The 22,537-nt window shown below is 64.6% G+C and carries 19 protein-coding genes; 8 read left to right on the top strand and 11 right to left on the bottom strand.

Features of this window, described 5'->3' with window-relative positions:
• Window positions 1–25: 25 nt before the first annotated feature.
• From G3N98_RS23500 to G3N98_RS23480, 5 genes are all read left to right on the top strand, one after another.
• Window positions 26–793, top strand: a complete 768-nt coding sequence (locus G3N98_RS23500) for a phosphocholine cytidylyltransferase family protein (RefSeq protein WP_089447471.1) — start codon at window positions 26–28, stop codon at window positions 791–793.
• Window positions 790–2,475 (top strand): phosphoenolpyruvate mutase, encoded by a 1,686-nt coding sequence (aepX, locus tag G3N98_RS23495; RefSeq protein WP_089474646.1) that lies wholly within the window; start codon window positions 790–792, stop codon window positions 2,473–2,475. The genes G3N98_RS23500 and aepX overlap by 4 nt, the downstream gene beginning before the upstream one ends.
• Complete coding sequence (gene aepY, locus G3N98_RS23490) at window positions 2,472–3,653, top strand: phosphonopyruvate decarboxylase (RefSeq protein WP_206149367.1); 1,182 nt, start codon at window positions 2,472–2,474, stop codon at window positions 3,651–3,653. The genes aepX and aepY overlap by 4 nt, the downstream gene beginning before the upstream one ends.
• On the top strand, window positions 3,653–4,717 hold the full coding sequence (locus tag G3N98_RS23485; protein WP_206149366.1) for a 2-aminoethylphosphonate aminotransferase: 1,065 nt from the start codon (window positions 3,653–3,655) through the stop codon (window positions 4,715–4,717). The genes aepY and G3N98_RS23485 overlap by 1 nt, the downstream gene beginning before the upstream one ends.
• A 708-nt stretch (window positions 4,718–5,425) precedes the next feature.
• Window positions 5,426–6,517, top strand: coding sequence for a branched-chain amino acid ABC transporter substrate-binding protein (locus G3N98_RS23480; protein ID WP_241026051.1), 1,092 nt, complete (start codon window positions 5,426–5,428; stop codon window positions 6,515–6,517).
• Between the two features lie 96 nt (window positions 6,518–6,613).
• On the opposite strand, the gene G3N98_RS23475 is transcribed toward G3N98_RS23480, so the two are convergent.
• Window positions 6,614–7,543 carry an asparaginase domain-containing protein gene (locus G3N98_RS23475; RefSeq protein ID WP_206149365.1) on the bottom strand — a complete coding sequence of 310 codons (930 nt, stop codon included), beginning with the start codon at window positions 7,541–7,543 and terminating at the stop codon, window positions 6,614–6,616.
• Between the two features lie 11 nt (window positions 7,544–7,554).
• Window positions 7,555–8,700, bottom strand: coding sequence for a pyridoxal-phosphate dependent enzyme (locus G3N98_RS23470; protein WP_206149364.1), 1,146 nt, complete (start codon window positions 8,698–8,700; stop codon window positions 7,555–7,557).
• Window positions 8,701–8,750: 50 nt separating this feature from the next.
• Here G3N98_RS23470 and G3N98_RS23465 point away from each other — a divergent pair, with 50 nt between their 5' ends.
• Window positions 8,751–8,900, top strand: coding sequence for a hypothetical protein (locus tag G3N98_RS23465; RefSeq protein ID WP_206149363.1), 150 nt, complete (start codon window positions 8,751–8,753; stop codon window positions 8,898–8,900).
• Here the strand turns inward: G3N98_RS23465 and G3N98_RS23460 are convergent.
• Window positions 8,893–9,522, bottom strand: coding sequence for a helix-turn-helix transcriptional regulator (locus G3N98_RS23460; protein ID WP_206149362.1), 630 nt, complete (start codon window positions 9,520–9,522; stop codon window positions 8,893–8,895). The two genes, G3N98_RS23465 and G3N98_RS23460, sit on opposite strands and share 8 nt — an antisense overlap.
• Before the next feature lie 138 nt (window positions 9,523–9,660).
• Window positions 9,661–10,026: a VOC family protein gene (locus G3N98_RS23455; RefSeq protein ID WP_089427747.1), complete on the bottom strand. Its 366-nt coding sequence runs from the start codon at window positions 10,024–10,026 to the stop codon at window positions 9,661–9,663.
• A 138-nt stretch (window positions 10,027–10,164) separates the two neighbouring features.
• Here G3N98_RS23455 and G3N98_RS23450 point away from each other — a divergent pair, with 138 nt between their 5' ends.
• The gene (locus G3N98_RS23450) at window positions 10,165–10,989 is read left to right on the top strand and encodes a multidrug ABC transporter ATPase (RefSeq protein WP_206149361.1); all 825 of its coding nucleotides are present in this window, start codon (window positions 10,165–10,167) and stop codon (window positions 10,987–10,989) included.
• 37 nt (window positions 10,990–11,026) lie between these two features.
• Here the strand turns inward: G3N98_RS23450 and G3N98_RS23445 are convergent, their stop codons facing one another.
• Window positions 11,027–12,178 (bottom strand): acyltransferase, encoded by a 1,152-nt coding sequence (locus G3N98_RS23445; RefSeq protein ID WP_206149360.1) that lies wholly within the window; start codon window positions 12,176–12,178, stop codon window positions 11,027–11,029.
• Window positions 12,179–12,498: 320 nt separating this feature from the next.
• Between G3N98_RS23445 and pip the strand changes: the two genes are divergently transcribed.
• The gene (gene pip / locus G3N98_RS23440; RefSeq protein WP_089432523.1) at window positions 12,499–13,431 is read left to right on the top strand and encodes a prolyl aminopeptidase; all 933 of its coding nucleotides are present in this window, start codon (window positions 12,499–12,501) and stop codon (window positions 13,429–13,431) included.
• Window positions 13,432–13,441: 10 nt separating this feature from the next.
• Here the strand turns inward: pip and G3N98_RS23435 are convergent, their stop codons facing one another.
• The 6 genes from G3N98_RS23435 to G3N98_RS23410 all read right to left on the bottom strand — a co-directional run.
• Window positions 13,442–14,344, bottom strand: coding sequence for a hypothetical protein (locus tag G3N98_RS23435; RefSeq protein ID WP_241026050.1), 903 nt, complete (start codon window positions 14,342–14,344; stop codon window positions 13,442–13,444).
• A gap of 82 nt (window positions 14,345–14,426) precedes the next feature.
• Window positions 14,427–14,699, bottom strand: coding sequence for a hypothetical protein (locus G3N98_RS23430; protein ID WP_089429124.1), 273 nt, complete (start codon window positions 14,697–14,699; stop codon window positions 14,427–14,429).
• A 227-nt stretch (window positions 14,700–14,926) separates the two neighbouring features.
• Window positions 14,927–16,270, bottom strand: coding sequence for a virulence factor (locus tag G3N98_RS23425; RefSeq protein ID WP_206149359.1), 1,344 nt, complete (start codon window positions 16,268–16,270; stop codon window positions 14,927–14,929).
• Window positions 16,271–16,392: 122 nt separating this feature from the next.
• Window positions 16,393–18,564, bottom strand: a complete 2,172-nt coding sequence (locus G3N98_RS23420; RefSeq protein WP_206149374.1) for a hypothetical protein — start codon at window positions 18,562–18,564, stop codon at window positions 16,393–16,395.
• A 452-nt stretch (window positions 18,565–19,016) separates the two neighbouring features.
• Window positions 19,017–20,063 (bottom strand): transglutaminase family protein, encoded by a 1,047-nt coding sequence (locus tag G3N98_RS23415; protein WP_206149358.1) that lies wholly within the window; start codon window positions 20,061–20,063, stop codon window positions 19,017–19,019.
• A partial coding sequence (locus tag G3N98_RS23410; RefSeq protein WP_206149357.1) for a circularly permuted type 2 ATP-grasp protein occupies window positions 20,057–22,537 on the bottom strand: 2,481 nt, incomplete at its 5' end. The genes G3N98_RS23415 and G3N98_RS23410, both read right to left, overlap by 7 nt.

The following is a 22,537-nucleotide window of genomic DNA, read 5'->3' as shown; positions in this document are numbered from 1 at the left end:
CGCCGGCTTTTTGGTTGGAGAACCCATGCGAGCCATCATTCTTGCGGCAGGCCTCGGCTTGCGCCTGCAACAACCGCCCGAGGCGCAGTTCCCGAAGTGCCTGCTGCGCTTCGACGACGTGTCGCTGCTCGAGCGCCATCTGCGCGTACTCGATGCCGCGGGCGTCGACGAGATCGTGCTTGGGCTGGGCTTCCAGCACGAGAAGGTCGAGCAGGAATTGAAGCGTCTCGGCCGCCAGGCCGAGATCGTGATCAACGACCGCTACGACCTCGGCAGCGTGCTGACCGTGCATACCGTCGCCGATGCGATGACGCGCGGCGGCGACGTGCTGCTGATGGACGCCGACGTGCTGTATGACGAGAACATCCTGCACGCGCTGGTGGCCGATTCCGACAAGGCGGTCGACCGCCTGCTGATCGATCGCGACTTCGAGGCCGGCGACGAGCCCGTCAAGCTGTGCCTGAAGAACGGCGTGCCGGTCGAGCTGCGCAAGCAGCTCGCAGTCGACCTCGACTACGACACGATCGGCGAATCGGTCGGCTTCTTCCGCTTCACCGAAGGCACCGCGCGCCGCCTCGCGACGATCGTCGCGGGCTACGTCGACAGCGGCCGCGCGAACATGCCGCACGAAGAAGCCGTGCGCGACCTGCTGCTCGAAGGCGGTCACTCGTTCGACGTCGCCGACGTCACCGGCTCGCCGTGGATCGAGATCGACTTCCCGAACGACGTCGCTCGCGCCACGCAAGAAATCCTTCCCCTGATTCAACGCACCACCGCAGGAGTCGCACGATGAACGCACGCGAACCCAACTTCACCGAATCGCGCAGCGCACGCCTGCGCCGCATGCTCGTCAGCAGCGACCTCGAATTCCTGATGGAAGCGCACAACGGCCTGTCCGCGCGGATCGTCCGCGAAGCCGGCTTCAAGGGCATCTGGGCATCGGGCCTCGCGATCTCCGCGCAGTTCGGCGTGCGTGACAACAACGAGGCGAGCTGGACCCAGGTCGTCGACGTGCTCGAATTCATGGCGGACGCGAGCGACCTGCCGATCCTGCTCGACGGCGACACCGGCTACGGCAACTTCAACAACGTGCGCCGCCTCGTGAAGAAGCTCGAGCAGCGCGGCATCGCGGGCGTCTGTATCGAGGACAAGCAGTTCCCGAAGACCAACAGCTTCATCGGCGGCGAGCGCCAGCCGCTCGCGGAAATCGACGAGTTCTGCGGCAAGATCAAGGCCGGCAAGGATTCGCAGACCGATCCCGACTTCTCGATCGTCGCGCGCGTCGAAGCGCTGATCGCGGGCTGGGGCATGGACGAGGCGCTGCGCCGCGCGAACGCGTACGCGGAAGCCGGCGCCGACGCGATCCTGATCCACAGCAAGCTGTCGCGCCCGGACGAGATCCTGCAGTTCGCCCGCGAATGGAGCGGCAAGGCGCCGCTCGTGATCGTGCCGACCAAGTACTACAGCACGCCGACCGACGTGTTCCGCCAGGCCGGCATCAGCACCGTGATCTGGGCGAACCACCTGATCCGCGCGTCGGCCTCCGCGATGCAGGCGACCGCACGCGAGATCCACGAGAGCGAAACGCTGATCAACGTCGAAGACCGCGTAGCATCGGTCAACGAGATCTTCCGCCTGCAGGACGCCGACGAATACTCGGCGGCCGAGCGTATCTACCTGTCGTCGTCGTCGCGCGCGTCGAACGCGGCGATCGTGCTGGCTGCCAGCCGCGGCAAGGGCCTCGAAGCCGTGACCGAAGACAAGCCGAAGGTCATGCTGCCGGTCGCCGGCAAGCCGCTGCTGCGCTGGCTCGTCGACGGCTTCAAGACGCACGGCGTGAACGACATCACCGTGGTCGGCGGCTATCGTGCCGACGCGATCGACACGTCGGGCATCAAGCTCGTCGTCAACGAACGCCATGCACAGACGGGCGAGCTCGCGTCGCTCGCCTGCGCGGCCGACCGTCTGACCGGCGACACCGTGATCTCGTACGGCGACCTGCTGTTCCGCAGCTACATCGTGCGCGACCTCGCGGAGAGCGAGGCCGAGTTCAGCGTGGTGGTCGATTCGTCGCTCACCGAGACCAACCAGAGCGTGCGCGATTTCGCGCTCTGCTCCGCCGCAGACGATCGCGGCCTGTTCGGCCAGAAGACGTTCCTGCAACGCGTATCGAGCGACGTCGCCGCAGGCACGCCGCACGGCCGCTGGATCGGCCTGCTGAACGTGCGCGGCGCCGGTGTCGATCGCCTGAAGGCAATGCTCGCGACGCTGCAGGCGCGTCCTGATTTCGACACGCTCGACATCCCGTCGCTGCTCAACGAACTGATCGCCGCCGGCGAGAAGATCGAGGTGCAGTACGTGCACGGCCACTGGCGCGGCGTCAACGATCTCGAGGACTTCCGCCGCGCGGGCGACTTCGCGCATGGCCAGACGCCGCTGTCCGAACCGGGTGCCGGCAACGGGGGCGCGCAATGATCGAAGCGGCCCAGTTCGTCGAGGCCGCGCGCGCGCGCGGTTTCGACTGGTACGCGGGCGTGCCCTGCTCGTACCTGACGCCGTTCATCAATTACGTGCTGCAGGACCCGACGCTGAATTACGTGTCGGCCGCGAACGAAGGCGACGCGGTCGCGCTGATCGCGGGCGCGACGCTCGGCGGCAAGCGCGGCATCGCGATGATGCAGAACTCGGGGCTCGGCAACGCGGTGAGCCCGCTCACGTCGCTCACGTGGACGTTCCGCCTGCCGCAGCTGCTGATCGTCACGTGGCGCGGCCAGCCGGGCGTGGCCGACGAGCCGCAGCACGCGCTGATGGGCCCGATCACGCCCGCGATGCTCGACACGATGGAGATCCCGTGGGAGACGTTCCCGACCGACCCCGAACAGGTCGGCCCGGCACTCGACCGCGCGATCGCGCACATGGACGCGACGGGCCGCCCGTACGCGCTCGTGATGCAGAAAGGCAGCGTCGCGCCGTATGAGCTGAAGGCAAACCCGGCCGCGAAGCCGCGCGCGCATGTCGCCGCGCAGTCGTCGTCGCGCGCTGCGTCGGCCGAAGCCTGGCCGACCCGGCAGGACGCGCTGCAGCGCGTGATCGCGCACACGCCGGTCGATTCGACCGTCGTGCTCGCGTCGACCGGCTTCTGCGGCCGCGAACTCTACGCAATCGACGATCGCCCGAACCAGCTGTACATGGTCGGCTCGATGGGCTGCGTCACGCCGATGGCGCTCGGTCTCGCGCTTGCGCGCCCCGACCTGCGCGTGATCGCGGTCGACGGCGACGGCGCCGCGCTGATGCGCATGGGCGTGTTCGCGACGCTCGGCACCTATGGCCCGGCCAACCTCACGCACGTGCTGCTCGACAACGGCGCGCACGAATCGACGGGTGGCCAGGCCACCGTGTCGCAACATGTTTCGTTCGCGGGTGTGGCTGCCGCGTGCGGATATGCGTCGGCGGTCGAAGGCAATACGCTGGATGTGCTCGATACGGCGCTTGCTTCGTCTGCCGATGGTGCGCAGTTCGTGCGACTGGCAATCCGCACCGGCGTGCCCGACGGCCTGCCCCGCCCGACCGTCACGCCGGTCGAGGTCAAGACCCGTCTGATGCGGCACATCGGCGCCGCGCAGACCGAAGCCCACGTTGAAGGAGCCCATTGATGCTGCTGCTGAACCCCGGCCCGGTCACGCTCACCGAACGCGTGCGCCGCAGCCTGCTGCAACCCGACCTGTGCCATCGCGAAAGCGAATTCTTCGATCTGCAGGATGAGGCGCGTGCGCGTCTCGTTGCTGCGTATGAGCTCGATCCGGCTGAGTGGGCGGCTGTGCTGATGACGGGCTCGGGCACGGCCGCTGTCGAAAGCATGATCGCGGCGCTCGTGCCGAAGGACGGCAAGCTGCTCGTGATCGAGAACGGTGTTTATGGCGAGCGGATTACGCAGATCGCGACGCAGTATGGGATCGCGCATGATGTGCTCAAGCACGAGTGGATGCAGGCGCCTGATCTTGCGCAGATTGGTGCGAAGCTCGATGCGGGTGGGTATTCGCACGTTGCGGTGATTCATCATGAAACGACGACGGGTCGCTTGAACGACCTCGGCGCGATCGCGGAAGTCTGCCGTTCGCGCGGCGTGAAGATGCTCGTTGATGGTGTGAGCAGCTTTGGTGCGGAAGCGATCGATTTTGCCGGTGGTGATATCGATGCTGTGGCTGCGACCGCGAACAAGTGCCTGCACGGCGTGCCGGGCGCAGCGTTCGTGATCGTGCGTCGCAGCGCGCTCGCGAAGGCCGCAAGCCGCACTTACTACCTCGATCTCGGTCGTCTCGCGAAGCTGCAGGATCAGCGGAATACGCCGTTTACGCCTTCCGTGCATGCGTATTACGCGCTCGTCGAGGCGCTGCGCGAGTTTGATGAGGCTGGCGGCTGGCGTGCGCGGCATGCGCATTACAAGGCGCTCGCCGATCAGGCGCAAGCCGGGCTTGCGGCGCGCGGGATGCCGCTGGTGTTGCCGGAAGGTGAATCGTCGGTTGTGCTGCGTGCGTACCGGTTGCCGCAAGGTGTGACGTACGAGACGCTGCACGACGGGCTGAAGGCGCGCGGCTTCGTGATCTATGCGGGACAAGGCGGGTTGTCGAAAGAACTGTTCCGCATCTCGACGATGGGCGCGATTCAGGCGGCTGATGTCGAGAGGTTGCTGGAAGGGTTTACTGCGCTGACGCGGTAAGCGTTATCCGCACCTCATCTACGAAAGGCCCGGGCAATGCTCCCGGGCCTTTTTTATTGTTCGCGATGCTCCGGCAAAGGCTGAGCTTATTGACAACGTTTGGCTGGCAGCGGTGGCTGGCCTGTTGTCGCCCCACATCGCCCGCGTGTATTTAACGGAATGGCGGCTGCTTTGGAGGTCTTCGAGACTTCGCGTCATCCCGATCGCATTCAGCCCTGAGGTGCCGCCAGCAGCACGTACCTGCGGGCGCGGCAATGCCAAATATCCCCGGTCGATCCAGCGATCAACGTTGCGTTCAAGTCAACTGCGTGGACCGAAACGCGGCGCTTCTTCCAGTCTGGACCCACCTCCCGTCCATCAGTCAGTCGTTCAGCCTCTGGTCGATGCCGGACAATACCAAGCGTTTACCCCTACAATACATTTTATTTAATTCTAGATAATCTTTCTAGAAACGGGAGCCCAAGGAGCAGACGGGCCGCTAACCAGCGGCCAGGCTCCCGACCATAACGCTACGGAATGCTAATCAGTCTTTCCTCGGGTGATGGGCTGCTCTGACGAATACTCACATTCGGAAACGTCGCCAACGTCGCGACTTCGACAGGAGACGCCGCATGCATTTTCAACAGCAACCCAGTTCAACAAGAGGCTAAGCATATGAAATCTCAACTCAAACCCGGCAACGCCGCGCTGACACTCGCCTGCGTTGCCATGGTCTACGGTCAAGCGGCTCTCGCGGACGTGATCGTGAAGATCGGCAGCGCCGAACCGCTGACCGGCAACATTGCTCACATGGGCCAGGATGCGGCCGATGGCGCCAAGCTCGCCGTCCAGCAGATCAACAAGGCCGGCAATCTGGTCATCGGCGGTCAAAAGGTCATCCTGGAGGTCGAGTCGCTGGATGACCAGGCCGATCCCAGGATCGGTACGAACGTCGCGCAGAAGCTGGTCGACGATGGCGTCGTGGCCGTGATCGGCCACCTGAACTCCGGCGTGTCCATCCCCGCGTCCAAAATCTACCGCGACAACGGCGTCACGCAGATCACGCCGGGCTCCACCAACCCGCAGTACACACTGCAGGGCTACAAGACCGCCTTCCGCGTGATCGGCACCGATGCCCAGCAGGGCCCCGCCCTCGCGAAATACGCCAAAAACCAGAAAGTCAAGACGGTCGCCATCGTCGACGACGCCACGGCCTACGGCCAGGGTCTTGCGGACCAGTTCGAGAAGACCGCCAAGGCCGAAGGCATCCAGGTGCTATCGCGCGATGCGACCAACGACAAGGCCACTGACTTCAAGGCCATCCTGACCAAGATCAAGTCCGAACGCCCCGACGCGATCATGTATGGCGGCGAGGACGCCACCGGCGGCCCCTTCGCCAAACAGGCCATGCAACTGGCCCTGCGCGCCAGGATCCTGGCGGGCGACGGTGTCTGCACGACCGATTTGGCCAGGTTGGCCGGCGACGCCGCCGACAATCTGGTCTGTTCCGTCGCGGGCGGCGATCTGTCCGCGATGGCGGGCAGCGCTGCGTTCAGCAAGGAACTGAAGGCCGTGTACGGCCATGATCCAGTGGTCTACTCGCCGGTTGCGTACAGCGCCGTCTACGTGATCGTCGATGCGATGAAACGCGCCAACTCGATCACGCGCGCCGGCATCCTGTCCGCCATGCCCGCGACCAATCTGAACACGCTGATTGGCAATATCCGGTTCGACGAGCACGGCGACCTGAAGGACAGCACCATCTCCCTTTACAAGTACGTGAAAGGCAAGCGAACCCTGCTGGAAGTCGAGAAGATGTGAACGAGGCGGGGCCGACGCGGGCGCCTCCAAGCGCCCACGCCGGCCCCGCACCGGGCGCATCTTTGCCGAGATCGTTGAGTAGCCGCCGTCCGCGGATCAGCGCCCAGCCTTTCCGCTGCGAGTTGCACGACCAAGCTCCGCGATGAGCCGGATTCGTGCCTTTGATGCGTCCAGGCCGTCATAACCTGCCGTGGTCAGGCCGAGGTTGTGGGCGCGCTCATAGGCATATTTGGGTACGGCTGAATTGACCCGGAAACCCTGGGCACAGCGTGTCGATAGCACGACGGGGATATGCCGCGCGGCTTCGCTCAGGAATCTCTCCGACTGCGCCGAGAAACCCCCTGCCCCCTTGCCTGCCACGACGATACCGTCGAGTTCGGAGATAGCCGGCAAGCCCACGAGTGGCCCGAAGGTCTCCATGACGATCGCAACGCGGGCGCCGAGGTCGGATACATCGAGATCCGCGTAACTCTCGTCAACGGCTCCCGAACCTGTGAGCGTCACAATGTCGGCCTCGATGGAGCCGCGGATCGCTGTTTCCGGTCCGAAGGGCTGAATGGCCTGCGGCCATACCTTGACGATCGAGACCGGATCGAAAATCCGTCCCGCGAAGGCCACGAGAGCGCTCGCGCCCTTCTGCATGGCCTGCGCCAGACGTCCGGAATCCGCCAGATTGCGCGGACCGTCGGCATTGGCATTGCCGCCGGGGATCGCCGCACCGGTCAAAACGACGGGCCGATCGCGATCAAAAAGCAGAGCGGCCGCATAGGCGACGTCTTCCATTGCGTCGGTGCCGCAGCACATGACGAAAGCTTCGCTCTCGCAATCCTGCCGCATGACGTCACGAGCGCGGCAAAGTGAGGCAAAAGTCAGATCGCAGCTATCGACAGGATCGATATCACGTCCGATCCAGTCTGCTTGACCGCTCGATACGATCAGATCGCGTGCCAATAAACGCTTGATCGTCCCATCACTCTGATAGCTTTCCGTGATGGTGCCGCCGCAATTCAGGAGTCCGATTTTCATGGAGGGAGCCTTTAGGCAAGCGTATCGGGAATTTCCGCGTACATATCCGCGATGGCTTCGGCATTCTTGATACCCGTGCCCGTCAGCAGGACAACCGTTTCCTCTCGCGCCTCAATCGCCCCCAGTTGCGTGAGCCGATCAAATCCTGCAACCGCGGTCGCCGAAGTCAGCTCCGGCAGAAGGCCCAGTCGCGCAATCCGCCTGAGCGCGTCGACGATTGCGTCTTCCTCCACGGCCACAGTCGTACCGCCCGTCTCTCTGACAGCGTTGATCACTTGCGCCAGCCGTAGAGGATGGGCGATGGCCGTCCCCTCGGAGACCGTCTTTCGGACCTCGCGTGGAATGGGCGTCGTGACGCCCGCCTGAAAGCTGGCATCGATAGGAGAACAGTTCAATGGCTGGCATACGAAGAGCTTGGGCATTTTGTGAATCTGGCCCGCGCGCATCAGTTCCGAGAACGCCAAATAACAGCCGAGCACATTGCTGCCCGCGCCTGCAGGCATGACGATGTTGTCCGGCGCCTGGAAGTTGAGGTCCTCCCAGATCTCGTAGCCGACCGACTTGGTCCCTTCGAGGAAAAATGGCTGCCAATTGTGGCTGGCGTAGAAGATGCTCGCGGACTGCAGGACGGCCTCGTCCTCGCACGCCTGTCGCGGGCCGTCGACCAGTTGTACCTCCGCCCCATAGGCTCGCATCTGGGCAATCTTCGCGGGCGACGCGTATGCGGGCGCCAGAATCTTCACGCGCACGGCGCCTGCAGCGCCATACGCCGCCACCGACGCTCCGCCGTTTCCCGAACTGTCCTCCAGAACGGACGCGATGCCTTGCTGCCGCAACATCGAGAGCATCACCGTCGTGCCGCGATCCTTGAAGCTGCTTGTGGGGCTGAACCACTCCAGCTTGAAATGCGGCCGGTGGTCGCCCCACGTCTTCTGGATCAACGGGGTGCACCCTTCCCCCATGGAGATGGGGGAGACGATCTCGACTGGAAGCGACGCGCGATAGCGCCATTGGGAGCGAATGTGTCGATCGATGTCGTCCCGGGAAATGCCAGCCTGCGGCGAGATCAGGAGCGGCCTGCGGTCGTCCGAACACCACCGAGGCGTGTCGAGAGGATAAGTAGTGCCGCTGAGCGGCTCGACATAGTGCGGTTTCAAGTTTTCCGACTCCGCTTTGGCACATACCGGATCGCTGCAAGAGCAAGACGATGACGGCCGGGACGTTGGGGGTGAAACACACGGCCCGCGCGCTGCCCATGCAGTTCGAAGGCCACGCGCACCGCCGCGATCACGGCGTCCGGCACGAGCAATTGAGCGGCCACATGCTGGTCGACGAGAAGTCGCGTGGCGTCATTTGACATCGCTGTACACCGTTGCGCGCGAGACGCCCAGGTAGACGGCAATGGTGTCCATCGCCCGACGGACCTCGAGCAGGCCGGCCGCCTTGAGCTCCTTCAGGAGCGAGCGGCGGTCCTCCGGCTTGAGCGAGCGCGGTGTCGACGCCATGCGTGCGGCGAACTCGTCGATACGGGCGCGAATGAGATCCGCGCCAGCGGGGTCCAGCGATTCCCTGGCAAGCGCGGTGCCCTCGACCGCCATGAAGCTGCTCAGCATGTTCTGAAATCCCCGGAACAACGTGAGGTCGATATTCAGGCACAACGCGGCGATGTAGTCGCCTTTGGAGTCCTTGATACCGATGGAAGTGCTCTTCACCTGACGGCCGTCCGAGAACTGATTCGGATAGTTGGCGATGATCTGCTCGTAGGCGGCGTCCATGATCCGCGCAAGCCCCAATTCAGTGGCAGGCTGTCCGACTTCTCGACCTGACAGGTTGTTGTGGATCGCGAGCACCGCGTGCTCCGGGTCGAGGAGATCATGGACCACGACCTCGGTAAACGGGGCGAAGGTCTTGGCCAGCCCTTCAGCGACCTGTTTGAGCTGCCCCAGCAGTAGCTGCTGTTCGGGAGTCTTCTTCGGCATGTCGGGTCCAGTGATTTTCCTTGGCATGCCGGGCAGTTTGGCCACACCAAGACGATTTGTCAAATTAAAAACAATTCGTCTAGATTAACATCCTGAACATGGTCGGAAGCAACGGCCGGTTCCTGGTTCTTGTCTTGATTACTGGCCCGATTCGTCTGCTGACCATACGGCCAGTTCATAGCCATCGGGATCAAGGAACTGGAAGCGCCGACCGCCAGGGAACGAGAAAATCTGACGGGTGATGGTGGCTCCCGCCGCCTCGATCCTTCGACGGGTTTCAACCAGATCGTCAGCGTAGAGGATGACTAACGGGCCGCCGGGCCGGACGGGCTCACCGGTCGTCAACCCGCCCGTGATCCGGCCGTCGCGAAACTCGGTATAGGTGGGACCATAATCCGTGAAGGTCCAGCCGAACACGCTGCCATAGAAGGCCTTGCTTCGTGCAATGCTGTTAACATTGAATTCGATGTTGTCAATCTGCCGGTCTTTCCCTCGAATGCTCATCCGTGCCACTTTCCTTGGTGTTTGTCGAGAATCGATTATAGGCACCGTGGCCACGCCCATGACGACGCGGGGAGTTCTGAAGACGTTCGTTTCCGGCCGTTGAGCGATTTCCACGGCAATCCATAAAAAACCTCCCTCATGACCCCGAGAATCGCTCGTTTTGTTCCGCTGCTGGCGCTCGCCGCGGCACCGTTCGCTCACGCTGGCGATAGCCAGTCCTGCAACGACGAAACCGTCACCGCCATCGCCCGCTGGGCCGGCATCGCAAGCGCACGCATCGCAACGCGCGACACGAACCGGCTCGTCGTCGCGTCGGCGTGCAAGGTCATGCCGAATGCACCCGAAACGACGATCGCGGCCGTCGCATTCGATTCGCTTCCGAAAAGCAAGAACGCCGACGAAAGCAGCAAGCTGCAAGTCGTCGCGCTCGTCGAAGGTGGCAAGGTCGTAGCGGCAGACCGTTCGGTGATCCAGGAGGACGCGGCGATACAGATCGGCGAGAACAGTTACCGCATCGATACGGCGCCGTACCGACTGTCGCCGGATGTACGGGCATTCGGCGTCGTGTTCAGCAGTACCGCGCACGGACCGAGCTGCCCGGATGCCTACATGGAGAACGAACTGACACTGTGGATTCGCGAAGGCGCCCGTATCCGCCCCGTGTTTGGTACCAATCTCAATGGCTGGGTCGCCACCACCGGCACCGCGTGCGGCCCCGATACCAGCGACCTGCGCAGTGAGTCCGCCCGCATGACGATTGCCGTCGAGAAGACGTCGCACAACGGCTTTGCGGACCTGTCGATTACGGCACACGTCATGAACGCGGAAAGCAACGACGACAAACAACCGGACGCCGGAAAACGCACCGTGCGCACGGTCGTCAAATACGACGGCAAATCATACGGGAGCGATATGTACCGGGACTTCTGGTATTCGCCTGCCTCGAAGAAGCGATTCAAATGACGGTGACGCGAAGCCACGGTGAGTCCGCACCACCCGCCTACTCCGCCACCTTCGCTCCGATCGCCTCACCCGAAGCCGGCATCCGCAGCGCGTCGTCACGCACACGCCGCGCCTCGCGCGCCGAATAACGATCCTTCAATCGCAGGAACGGCTTCTCGACGAGGAAATAGCTGGCCGTCGCAGCCAGCAGCGCCCACGCGATCCCAAGCGGAAACGCATGCGGAACCTGTAGATCCGGATTCGCAAACGGCTGCTGCCACAGATAAAGACTGAACGAGATCGTGCCGACGAACACGACCGGCCGCGCACGCAACCACCGCGCACACCAGAACTCGCTGCGGAAATTCAGCACGACGATCACGATCGCGATCAACGCGGCTTCGAGCGTCACGCCGTACGTCGCATTCCAGAACCCGCCGAGCCGATGTTCGGCGAGCGGCATGCCGATCAGCACGATGATGATGATCGCGGTCACGATGCGCGCCTCGTTGCGCCACGTACGAATCCAGGCTTCAAGCCGCTCGCGATTGAGCGACACATAACAGCCGATCAGGATCGGATCGACGCCGGTGTGCAGCATCATCCCGAGCTGCCCGCGCAGCGCAGGCGCAATGAAATATGTCACGGCGCGCACCAGCGGCACGACCAGGATCAACGCGGCCAGCCAACGCGTGCCGCCACGCCGCATCCCATACACGAACAGCAGCGGCCAGAACCAGTAGAACTGTTCCTCAAGCGCGAGCGACCAGAAATGGCCGAGATACCACGCGCCGTCCGGATGCAGCGCATTGTCGCCGGTCAGCCCGAACCACGCCGAGTAATTCCACAGGTGCAGCGCCGCATACAGCCACTGTCGTCGATCGACGTCGAACCAGCCGGTGAAGGCCACGATCGCCACAGCCGCGAGATAGACATAGCAGGCCGGCCAGATCCGCAGCGCGCGGCGCACGTAGAACGACGTCAACGCGATGCCGCCCGTGCGCGCGAACTCGGCGCGCAGCACGTTGGTGATCAGGAAACCGCTGAGGACGAAGAAGATCAGCACGCCGAGCCGGCCGTCGGCGATCAGCCGCAACGGCGCGTACCAGCCCGTGTAGCCGCCGGGCAGCACGTGCTCGGCGTGCCCGACCACCACCATCGCGACCGCGACGGCGCGCAACCCGGTCAACTGCGTGACGCGATGGTTCATCGGCTGGTTTCCGTTGGCACGGTGGATGGGCAGCACGCCGGCGCCCCCGCTTCGGCACGCCGATATGCCGCCGGGATTTTGTATGAAAAATATCGGAATGAAATTGCTTCAAAAATCCTTGGGCCGACACCGGCGGCCGCGCACGCCGCAACGAGCCGACAACCGGGGCAGCGAATGGGCATAATGACAAGCCTTGTCCGGCGGCGGCCGGGTCGATGCCGACACAACGATTTTTGCGGCGGCGCAATATCCGTAGCCCCCGCCCGCACCCCGGCCCGCGCGTCGTCCGCCTCCTGCCGCCCCTTACCCGGAGCCTGCCTGTGTACCCACCGATCGAACCCTACGCCCACGGCCACCTCGACACCGGCGACGGCCACCGCATCTACTGGGAGCGCTGCGGCAACCCGGCCGGCAAGCCCGCCGTGTTCCTGCACGGCGGCCCCGGCGCCGGCTGCAGCCCCGACCATCGCCGCCTGTTCGATCCGGAGCGCTACGACATCCTGCTGTTCGACCAGCGCGGCTGCGGACGCTCGACGCCGCATGCCAGCCTCGAGAACAACACGACGTGGCATCTGGTCGCCGATATCGAGCGCCTGCGCGAGATGGTCGGCGCGGAAAAGTGGCTCGTGTTCGGCGGCTCGTGGGGCAGCGCGTTGTCGATCGCCTATGCCGAAACGCATCCCGAGCGCGTGAGCGCGCTGGTCGTGCGCGGCATCTTCACGATGCGTCGCGCGGAACTGCTGTGGTACTACCAGGAAGGCGCATCGTGGCTGTTCCCTGATCTGTGGGAAGACTTCGTGGCACCCATTCCGGAAGCCGAGCGCGGCGACCTGATGGCCGCCTACCATCGCCGGCTGACCGGCAACGACGAAGCCGCGAAGCTCGAAGCCGCGCGCGCATGGAGCATCTGGGAAGGCCGCACGATCACGCTGCTGCCCGACCCCGCCCTCGCCGCGCACTTCGCGGACGGTCACTACGCACTCGCGTTCGCGCGCATCGAGAACCACTACTTCGTGAACCAGGGCTTCGTCGAGGAAGGCCAGCTGCTGCGCGACGCGCATCGCCTCGCCGGCATTCCGGGCGTGATCGTGCAGGGCCGCTATGACATCGCGACGCCTGCACGCACCGCGTGGGAGCTGTCCAAGGCGTGGCCCGACGCAACGTTCGAGATCGTGCCCGGCGCCGGGCATGCTTACAACGAGCCGGGGATCCTGGAAGCGCTGATCGCGGCGACGGACCGGTTCGCGGGCTAGCCGCGCGATATCAGGAAGTCGTTTCCCGGCGCGCCGAATCCGCAGGCGCGTGGGGATTCGCCCCCTGCTCCCAATCGCCGGGCCTCGGCGGCTTCGTCACGCGAATCAGCACCAGCGCAACGCAGAACGTCACGACCACGTAGACCATGATCGGCTGCCACGGAATGGCAACGGCCATGCGTTGGTACTCCTGCGGCATATGGCGAACCAGCGGCGTCGCGATCGACACATAGCCCGTCAGCATGCCCAGCATCGCGATCGCAGCCGTCATCAGTGACATGCCGCAACTCCACATGCGCCGCCCGCGCGGCGCGATGGCCGTGCCCAGGACCAGCGCGACTGCCGCCGCCTGCAGCAGATTCTTCGGCCGGATGTTCGGAATGAGGTAGGCGAACGCGCCCGCATGCGCCGCCGCGTACGATATCGCCCAGTAATACAGGGCCGACGCCACGGCCAGCAGGCCGAAAGACACGACATGCCGCACCGTCGAACCCGACGCGGCCTGCGGCAGGTGCAGGTAGTCGCTGCTGAGCCTGTTGTACATCAGCGCAAAGCCGATGATGCCGAACGGCAACCCGACGAGCACCGGGACCCACGTCGACAACAGGAGCCACACGGCACACGATACGCCCCAGGTCGCCAGCGCGAGCGTGCGTCCCCAGCGGCGACGCAACGCAAGCGCAACGTGACTGATCAGCCCCGCAACCGCCGACACGAACAGTGCGCACTGCAGCGCCCGGAACTGCCACGACCACGCCGAAAACGCATTCAGCGATCGCTCGTGCTGGACGAACAGCACGAACGGGACGAACTGCAGCAGCGATGTAAGGTTTTGCAGGATGCCGTGATACGCGATCACGCGAATCGTCGTATAGCGGCGGGAATCAGGAATGGCAGCGCCTGTCGTGAGCATGGGCAGCGTCGAAAAGCCGGTCGGACCGGAAGCATACTCCTTTGATCCGTTCAGCCGCGCCGCTCTTGTGCCACATGTGCCGTCAAAGCGCCGCTTCGACGATCGCCTTGCCGCGGATCGCCCGCTCGACGAGCTGTTCGTCGCCGACCTTGCGGATCGCGTCATCGAGCAATCCTTCCGGCGCTTCGGTCGCCACCTTCAGCAAGCCCGACAGCCCGCGTGCGTCGAGCACCACCAGCGTTTCCATCGAATCCGCGCGGCTCACGAGCACGCGGCGCCACGCCGGCCCCGCGCCGAAGCTCGCGCAGAGCGCAATCGTGTCGCTGCCGAGCGTGTAGTCGAAGTTCTTGATCATGATGCGCCGCCGTTGCAAGGGAATGGCGATGCGCGACGGTGCGGCGCCGTGACGTCGACGCACCCGCGCGTACCGCCGGCGTGTCGGACCGGGATCCGAACCGTTCGCCGGCATCACCATGCTAGGCGCGCAGAATTAACGAAGACTTAAAGCGTTCGCACGGTCTCGCACCCCGGTCGGACGCGCATCGTACGTGTCAAACCGACCGGTCATCGCGCCAGCGAAGCTCACCACGAATAGCCCTGCATGCCGTAATTCGTGTCGTGTCGGCGTCCCCACCACGGCAGGTAGGCATTGTTGCCGCCGCGTGCGCGAAACCAGTCCTTGTCGGGATCGATCGGCGTGAGCTTCGACGGTGGCCGGACAACGACCGCGACCGGGTGATCCGGATCGGTCGTGCCGGCGACGAGTGCGTTGCCGCCGAAGTGATTGATCCGGCCGATGGCGAGCGCGACGTCGGTCAATGCGCTGCCTGTTCCCATGTCGCCGAGTACGGCGGCCGTGTTGAACGTCTGCTTGCGGTGGTCGTATTCGGGAAGGGTTTCGGTCAAGGTTTGCGCGAGCGCGGCAAGACGGGCCGACGATGCGTCGCTGCCTTTACCTGCGTCGTGAACGATGTAGTTCAGGTCCGTGGCCGCGACGCCGGCATTGCGTGCCGATTGGTCGATGGTCGCTTTCCACGCCTGCACGGTGCGCGTCGTGCCGACTTTCTTCGGAAAATCGAGCGTGTTACCGGTCGCGGCCTTGCCGATCCACGCGAGCGGTTCACGCTCCGTGTTGAAGGTTGGGCCGGCGAGGAACAGCGCGACCAGATTCTCGTTGATCTGTGCATCCGTGGGCGGGAAGTTGGGTGCGTCCCAGTTCATCACCCAGACGCTCTTGTCGGGGTTCGCCTGCAAGTAGTCCAATGCGTTGTTCAGCGATGTGAAGCCGGCATTCGGGCCGCCTTGCGTGATTTGTACGTCGGGAGGCGTGTCGCGACTCCACAAAGTCTTGGGTGACGGCGGGCCGATCTCGAAGAAGTTCATCATCCGATCGATCATGCGCGATCGGGCATAAGCCGCGTCGAGGCGAAGTGGAGTGGCAATTTCGACCCGGATACCCGCGAGTTCGCGCCAATCGTTTTGCTTCTCGGGCTTCACCGTGTAGAAATATTTTGCGTTGCTGATATAACGGGTGCGTATGAGCAGGATGAATTTATCAATGTACTTGGCATAGAAGCCCTTGAATGTCTCCTCGCCGCGATTGCCGTACACCAGTGCGCCAATTGATTGAAGCGTCGCAAAGGATTGAGGATCGGTTCGAACCATGTCATCGCTTTTGTTCGGCGCGGCAAGCCCTTGCGTCCACAGCAATTGCCATTCTGTCGGGTAGTCCATGCGTTGCAACGGGTTCAACCAAATCAGGCCGACGACCTGCGCAATGAATGGCTTCGCCGGCTCTTCGACTGCGGGAACTGCGTTCGCTATCGGCTCAGGGGCGGGTGCGGAATACACCGAACGGACCATGGCCGTCGTGAACAGAAACGCCACGAGCGCCATCAGACTCGGCACTACTACAAATCGCTTCATCCAATCTCCTATTTCGAATTGGGTCGAGTCGGGTTGCTCAACGTGCGCCATCAGTACGGCTGCGATCGTCCACGCTGCGACCGCAACGGCGACACGTCGAGGCCATGTAGAAATCAGAATCTTCAAATCGCGCCCCCGACCTTGAGATAGACTTGTCCTTCGCGTTCGTCCACGATCGAGGAGGGAATCTTGGCTTCGCTTTTCTCGGCATGTACCCATTCATCGAGGGGCGTTCTATCGAGCGTTCCTGACGCAAAATAGTCGCAGTACTTCTTGTTCGGATTGCCATTGGGGATGCCGTCCCCCATCCGCCAATCCGCCTCGACCCGCAAGTCGTAGAGTTGATCCGGCGTCAGATAGCAAACCCCGATCGCCACATCGTACGCAAGCGCCTTTTCCGCATGCTTCGGATTGGTCATCGTCGTGGAGTGATTCGTCGGGCTGTTGGTCGAACCACGATCGAGCCAGTCGACAATCTGCTTGTCGCGCCATTCCTTGTAGCCCTCGGGCATTTCGCTCTTGCCGTCCTCACCGATCACGTGGCCGTCCCCATCGAGCCATTCCGTATTCAGCGTTCGCCGGGCCTCCATCCGCATCAGCGCGCGGTCCTCGTAACGCTGTCCGGCTTCGCTCTCTGCCGTGCCTTGCGCGACGCTGTCATTGTTCTTCGCCTCGTACTGATCGTAGGGATCGTCCGCGCGCTTGTCTGCCGCGCTCTTGCTTGCGTCGCGCCATGCGGCCGGCGGATCGTTGCCTTCGTTGAAGTCGCTGGTCGCGTTGCCGTCCTTCGTTTCGATGCGCTTGCCGAACCGCAACGCCTTCGGCGGGAACGGTTCGTCGAGTGCCGGCGCGTCCGCCACCACGGCCCAGCCCTCCGGCGGATTGGCGTTCACGCGGAACATATTCAATGTCGAGCTGATCTGGGTCACGAAAAACATGATCGGCGCGGATGCAAGCGTGGCCGCTATCCCGAACACGGACTCGTTTCCCTTGAGTGCACCGATGAGGTTGAATTTGGCAGGCGGTGAAGGCGGATACCAGAAGCCCGACGTCGTTCCCTCTTTGCCATGCCGCCAGTCATCCTCCCGATACCGATAGCGTTTCTGCACGCCGACGTGGAAGCCGGAGGCAAAGACGCGCTGCGTCAGCACGCCGGGGACGCTGATATCGTTCAGCTCGTTCTCGTCGATGCCGCGCCAGCCGATGCCTTGAACCGTGACCGCCGAAATCACCTGGTCGTGTGGACAGCAATACGCGGTGACGCGACCATACGTCGATCCGTTCAGGCCGTGGCGTACCCGATCCTCGTGTGCGGCATAAGACCGCTTGCTGGTCGGCGATACCCGTTCGTTCGCCATGTCTTCATCGATCTTGTCTGCGGCAAGTTCATAGGCCTTCCGCGTGCCGATGATCGACAGAAACTTGCCGAATGTTTTCGTGCGGGCGGTGTAGGTCTGCCGCCCGCGACGGCCCTCGCCGTCCCTGGTCGCGCGTTGCGACCAGGTATCCATGAACGTATCGGATGGATTCGGGCCGTCTGCGCGCGCAAGGCTGTACGGTGCATTCGCCAGCACGTAGGCATCCGCCACGCAATGCCCGCTACGTCCCCACGGATCTTCGACGTCGGGTAGTGCATCGCCGAAGAAAGCCGCGGTAAGGCCCACGATGTTGCCCTGGCTATGGCACACGACGGTGATCGGCACGTCGGCCTGCATGCGGCGAATCGACTCGATCAGCCTCGCAAGGCGCAACGCTGCGAGCACGCCATATGCGCGGGGCGGCGCGCGATACAGCGGTCGATTGGTCGGGTTGATCCCCTGGACGGTCAACCACCCGGCCGCGCGGTCGTCGAGGCCGTCGTGCCAGAGATCGGGCAGGCTCGCGCAACCGTTCGTGAACGGGCCGCCGCCCCAGTAGTCCTTCTCGTTCAGAAAGATCTTGTCGCCGTATTCTTTGAGTTCCTCGGCTGTCGCCCGATAGCCCCACCGGAAATGAATGACCGGTGAAAACGACGGATCGGGCTTGACGTAGTTGTCCGCAAGCAGCTTCGGATTCAAAAACCCGTCCGGCGTCACGCTTTCCGTGTACTTCGCCGGCACCAATTGCCCGGCGTCGATGCCGTGATACATCAATTGATCGTCCAGCCGGCCGAGCCGGCGATTCAGGCCATCGCACAGCCCCTGCTCGGCGGCTTCGAACCATTCGCCTTCGGAATTCACACCATGGACGAAGATGACGATACCGGGCAACGGCATTTGCTTGATACAGATCAGCCGGGTGCCTTTCGTCCACATCGAGACCCCGTCGCTGCGGCCAACGACGATCGAGGGAGGCTTGCATGACGTTGCGGTGCCGTCCGATTCGGTAGCATCGATCAACCGTGCGACGGGTTCGTCCGTCGCCGATCGATGTTCGGGATAAAGCTGGGTCACCCTGGCTCCTGCGCGCGGTTTGGTGTTGTTCTGCGTTCCGCCGCCAGTCATTCAAGCTGACGCGACGTGAACGCAGATGCGGATCATCGGAAATCCGCGCACCAGCGCACAAGTGCAGTTTTCTCTTTTCCTACAGAATTGAACTCGTCTGATTAAGTTGACCGGCATGACGCGCAACTTTCCGGTCATGTCTGACGGTCACGTACGAAGCCTTTTCCGAACCGCAGTGCTTCTACCGTTCGGTTCCACCGTCATGGCCGTATGCTCCTGCCAGCCGCGGTCGACAAGCGACTGGCGCGCACAGCGGACCCGCGTCAAACGACATCGAGCGGCTCCACCGTCACCCCGACCTTCAGCTCCTGATCCGCGCCACCGCCGCGAATCACGCCGCGCAGCGGCGTCACGTCCGCATAGTCGCGGCCGATCGACAGCATCACGTAGTCGTCGCCCGGCGCGCGATCGTTGGTCGGGTCAAGCTGCAGCCAGCCGTTATCCTCGGGCCACGCCGGGTCATACACCTCGACCCATGCATGCGATGCGTCGGCACCAATCAGCCTCGGCTGCCCGGGCGGCGGCTGCGTGAGCAGGTAGCCGCTCACGTAACGCGCGGCCAGCCCGAGCGAGCGCAGCGCGCCGATCATCACGTGCGCGAAATCCTGGCACACACCCTTGCGCAACCGCAGCGCATCGAGCGCCGACGTCGTGATGTCGGTGCTGTTCGGCGTATACGCAAAATCGGCGTGCACGCGCCGCATCAGCTCCCACGCAGCCTGCACGAGCGGCCGTTGCGGCGTGAAGCTCGCGGCCGCATACGCGGCGAGTTCGGGATCGCACATGACATGCGGCGACGTGAACACGAATTCGCTCGCCGCGTCGTAAGGCTGCCCCGCGCGGAATCGCAAGCGGTCGCGCACGGCCTCCCACGCCATCGCCTGTTTCGCGTCGGGTTTCGCGATGGCGGGCGGCGGCTCGCCGCGCGCCCCGCGCGACCACACCGGTGGCGTCACGCGTACCGTGCTGCGGCTGCGCACGAGCAGCGCATCGTGCGGCTGGTTCAACGCAAACGACGCGCGCGCGTTGCCGAATGCATCGATCTCGGTCCCGACCGATTCCGGCGCGGGGTCGATGTCGAGCGCGAACGACAGCACCTGCTGGCGCGGCGTGACGAGCGGCTGCAGGCGTGCCTGGTGCTGCGCCGATTCGACGCGCGCCGCGTAACGGTATTCGGTGTCGTGCGTAACGCGCAGCAACCGGCCGGGCGCACCGTCGGCCTTTGCGGCCGGCGCCGATGGCGGTGCCGATGCGTTCCGCGCATTGCCGGAACCGTGCGGCGCTTTCGCCGCGCCTTTCGTCGTCACCATAACGTCCTGCCCGCCTCGCGCACGTGGCTGAAATAGCGCTCGCCGATCCGGTTCGACAATTCCCATACCGCCTTCACCGTCGTGTCGAGCGCTTCGAGCAGATTGTCGTGCCGGCCGCCGTCGGCGGTCTCGCACAGCTCGTGCAGCGACCACGCGGGGACGTCGGGAATCGTCTCGGCCAGCTCGGACAGCACGTAGCCTTCGCTGCGCTCGACCTTCGTCAGCCGGCCGCGCAGCGCCTGCACGACCCAGCCGAGCGAGCGCGGATTGTCGGTATCGAGCACGACGAGCGACAGCAGCGGCGCGACGTCGAAGCCGCGCTGGAACCGCGAACGGAACGTGATCGTGCTGTCGAACAGTTCCAGCACGAGCTCGAAGCCGTCCTGCCGGTGCACCGCGCCTTCGTCGAAGGCCGCCTTCAGCACGCTGCACAGGAAGTCCAGCCGGTCGATCTGCCGGCCGATCGACAGCAAGCGCCAGCCGTCGTCGCGCGTCATGTTGTCGGTCTGCGCGCCCGTGATCGCGCCAAGCAGCAGGCCGAGGCGCTCCAGCAACTGCAGCGCCTCGTTGCCGATCTGCTCCTCGGCTTCCGGCAGGCCGGCGCTGTCCGCAAACAGCTGGGTCGCGTCGTCGATCAGCCGCCACTGATCGCTCGACAGTCGCTCGCGGATCGCGGCAGCCGCGCCACGCATGCCGAACAGGCAGGACGCAATGCCCGACGTGCGATCCGCGCCGCGCGTGAGCGACGTCGCGAGCGTGTGCTGGAACGCACGCGGCGCATCGACGGCATTCGGCGCGTCGGCCGCGATCAGGCCCGTGTCGCGGCACAGCGTGTCGAGCAGTTCCAGGTGCGCGGGGCTGTCGACGTCGTCCTCGCCGCGCAGCCGTTCAAGCGCGGCACGCGCGAGGCGCATCAGGTTGGTCGCACGCTCGGTGTAACGGCCGAGCCAGAACAGGTTCTCGGCCGCGCGGCTCGCGATCGCGCGCGGGCGTTCGACGAGATCGTCGGGGCCGAGGTGCGTCTGGAGCAGCGTCGTCGAATCGACGATGCCTTCGGTCATCACCCATGTATCGACGGTGCTGCCGCCGCGCGGCATCGGCGCGTTGAACAGCGTGTCGCGCGTGCCGACCCGCGACAGCCCGCCGGGCAGGAGCCGCCAGCGCTGCGCGCCGTCGGCAAGTGCGAACACGCGCAGCAGCATCGGCTTCGGCACGATGCGCGCGCCGCCGTTGCTGTCGGGCGCGTCGTGGCGCGGCCAGGTCGGCGCCTGCGACAGCGGCAGGTCGGCCTGCACGGTGTAGTGCTCGGGCCGCGCGAGAATCCGCGCGCGCCACTCGGCCAGCTGCGCCTGCGTGAGCCGCGCGCCGATCACCGGCTCGAATGCGCCGCCTTCCTGCACGTCCGGTGGATAGGATGCCTTGACGATGCCGCGCGCGAGCTGCGGCAGCGCGTCGTCGCACGCGGCCGCTTCACCGCACCACCACGAATGCACGGCCGGCAGCGTCAGCATTTCGCCGAGCAGCCCTTCCGCGAGACGCGGCATGAAGCCGAGCATCGCCGGCGATTCAAGAAAGCCCGAGCCCGGCGCGTTCGCGAGCAGCACGTTGCCCGCGCGCACCGCCTGCAACAACCCCGGCACGCCGAGCATCGAATCGGTCCGCAGTTCGAGCGGATCGAGCCATGCATCGTCGACGCGCCGCAGGATGCCGTGCACCGGCTCGAGCCCGCTCAGCGTCTTCAGGAACACGCGGTTGTCGCGCGCGGTCAGGTCGCCGCCTTCGACGAGCGTGAGGCCGAGGTAGCGCGCGAGATACGCGTGCTCGAAATACGTCGCGCTGTGCGGCCCCGGTGTGAGCAGCACGATCCGCGAATTCTTGCGAGCCGGGCTGAGCGCCTGCATGCTCTGCAGCAGCGCGCGGTACGCGGATGCGAGCCGCTGCACGCGCAGCCCGCGAAACCCGCGCGGAAAGAGCCGCGACACGATCAGGCGGTTTTCGAGGAGGTAGCCGAGGCCGGCCGCGCCCTGCGTGTGCTGCGCGACGATCCGCCACTGCCCGTCCGGGCCGCGCGCAAGGTCGAACGCGACGACGTGCAGCCAGGTATCGCCCGGCACGCGTGCGCCGCGCATCGCGCGCAGGTAGCCGGGATGCCCGGTGACGAGCGCGGGCGGCAGCAGCCCGCGCTCGAGGATCGTCTGCGGCCCGTACAGGTCGGCCAGCGTCGCGTTGAGCAGCCGCACGCGCTGCAGCACGCCGCGCTCGATCGCGACCCAGTCCTCGGGCGTGACGATCAGCGGCAGCAGGTCGAGCGACCACGGGCCGGCCGCGCCGTCGCCGGCGCGCTGCTCGTGCAGTTGATAGAACAGGCCGTTCTCGCGCATGCGCCGGTGCAGCGCGTCGGCGCGGCGGTCGAGGTCGGCCACGCCGTCGCTGCCGATCGACGTGAAGAAGCTGCGCCACGCGGGCGCGAGCGA

This window comes from Burkholderia sp. Tr-20390 (assembly GCF_017104595.1).
Classification (GTDB): Bacteria; Pseudomonadota; Gammaproteobacteria; order Burkholderiales; family Burkholderiaceae; genus Burkholderia.
Note: the sequence above shows the minus strand (reverse complement) of the source record. Positions and strands in the feature narration are given on the sequence as shown.

Coding starts and splice junctions, on each gene's coding strand:
- G3N98_RS23500 (WP_089447471.1), top strand. CDS start 26: ATGCGAGCCATCATTCTTGCGGCAGGCCTCGGCTTGCGCCTGCAACAA.
- aepX (WP_089474646.1), top strand. CDS start 790: ATGAACGCACGCGAACCCAACTTCACCGAATCGCGCAGCGCACGCCTG.
- aepY (WP_206149367.1), top strand. CDS start 2,472: ATGATCGAAGCGGCCCAGTTCGTCGAGGCCGCGCGCGCGCGCGGTTTC.
- G3N98_RS23485 (WP_206149366.1), top strand. CDS start 3,653: ATGCTGCTGCTGAACCCCGGCCCGGTCACGCTCACCGAACGCGTGCGC.
- G3N98_RS23480 (WP_241026051.1), top strand. CDS start 5,426: ATGGTCTACGGTCAAGCGGCTCTCGCGGACGTGATCGTGAAGATCGGC.
- G3N98_RS23475 (WP_206149365.1), bottom strand. CDS start 7,543: ATGAAAATCGGACTCCTGAATTGCGGCGGCACCATCACGGAAAGCTAT.
- G3N98_RS23465 (WP_206149363.1), top strand. CDS start 8,751: ATGACGGCCGGGACGTTGGGGGTGAAACACACGGCCCGCGCGCTGCCC.
- G3N98_RS23460 (WP_206149362.1), bottom strand. CDS start 9,522: ATGCCGAAGAAGACTCCCGAACAGCAGCTACTGCTGGGGCAGCTCAAA.
- G3N98_RS23455 (WP_089427747.1), bottom strand. CDS start 10,026: ATGAGCATTCGAGGGAAAGACCGGCAGATTGACAACATCGAATTCAAT.
- G3N98_RS23450 (WP_206149361.1), top strand. CDS start 10,165: ATGACCCCGAGAATCGCTCGTTTTGTTCCGCTGCTGGCGCTCGCCGCG.
- G3N98_RS23445 (WP_206149360.1), bottom strand. CDS start 12,178: ATGAACCATCGCGTCACGCAGTTGACCGGGTTGCGCGCCGTCGCGGTC.
- G3N98_RS23435 (WP_241026050.1), bottom strand. CDS start 14,344: ATGCTCACGACAGGCGCTGCCATTCCTGATTCCCGCCGCTATACGACG.
- G3N98_RS23430 (WP_089429124.1), bottom strand. CDS start 14,699: ATGATCAAGAACTTCGACTACACGCTCGGCAGCGACACGATTGCGCTC.
- G3N98_RS23425 (WP_206149359.1), bottom strand. CDS start 16,270: ATGAAGCGATTTGTAGTAGTGCCGAGTCTGATGGCGCTCGTGGCGTTT.
- G3N98_RS23420 (WP_206149374.1), bottom strand. CDS start 18,564: ATGTGGACGAAAGGCACCCGGCTGATCTGTATCAAGCAAATGCCGTTG.
- G3N98_RS23415 (WP_206149358.1), bottom strand. CDS start 20,063: ATGGTGACGACGAAAGGCGCGGCGAAAGCGCCGCACGGTTCCGGCAAT.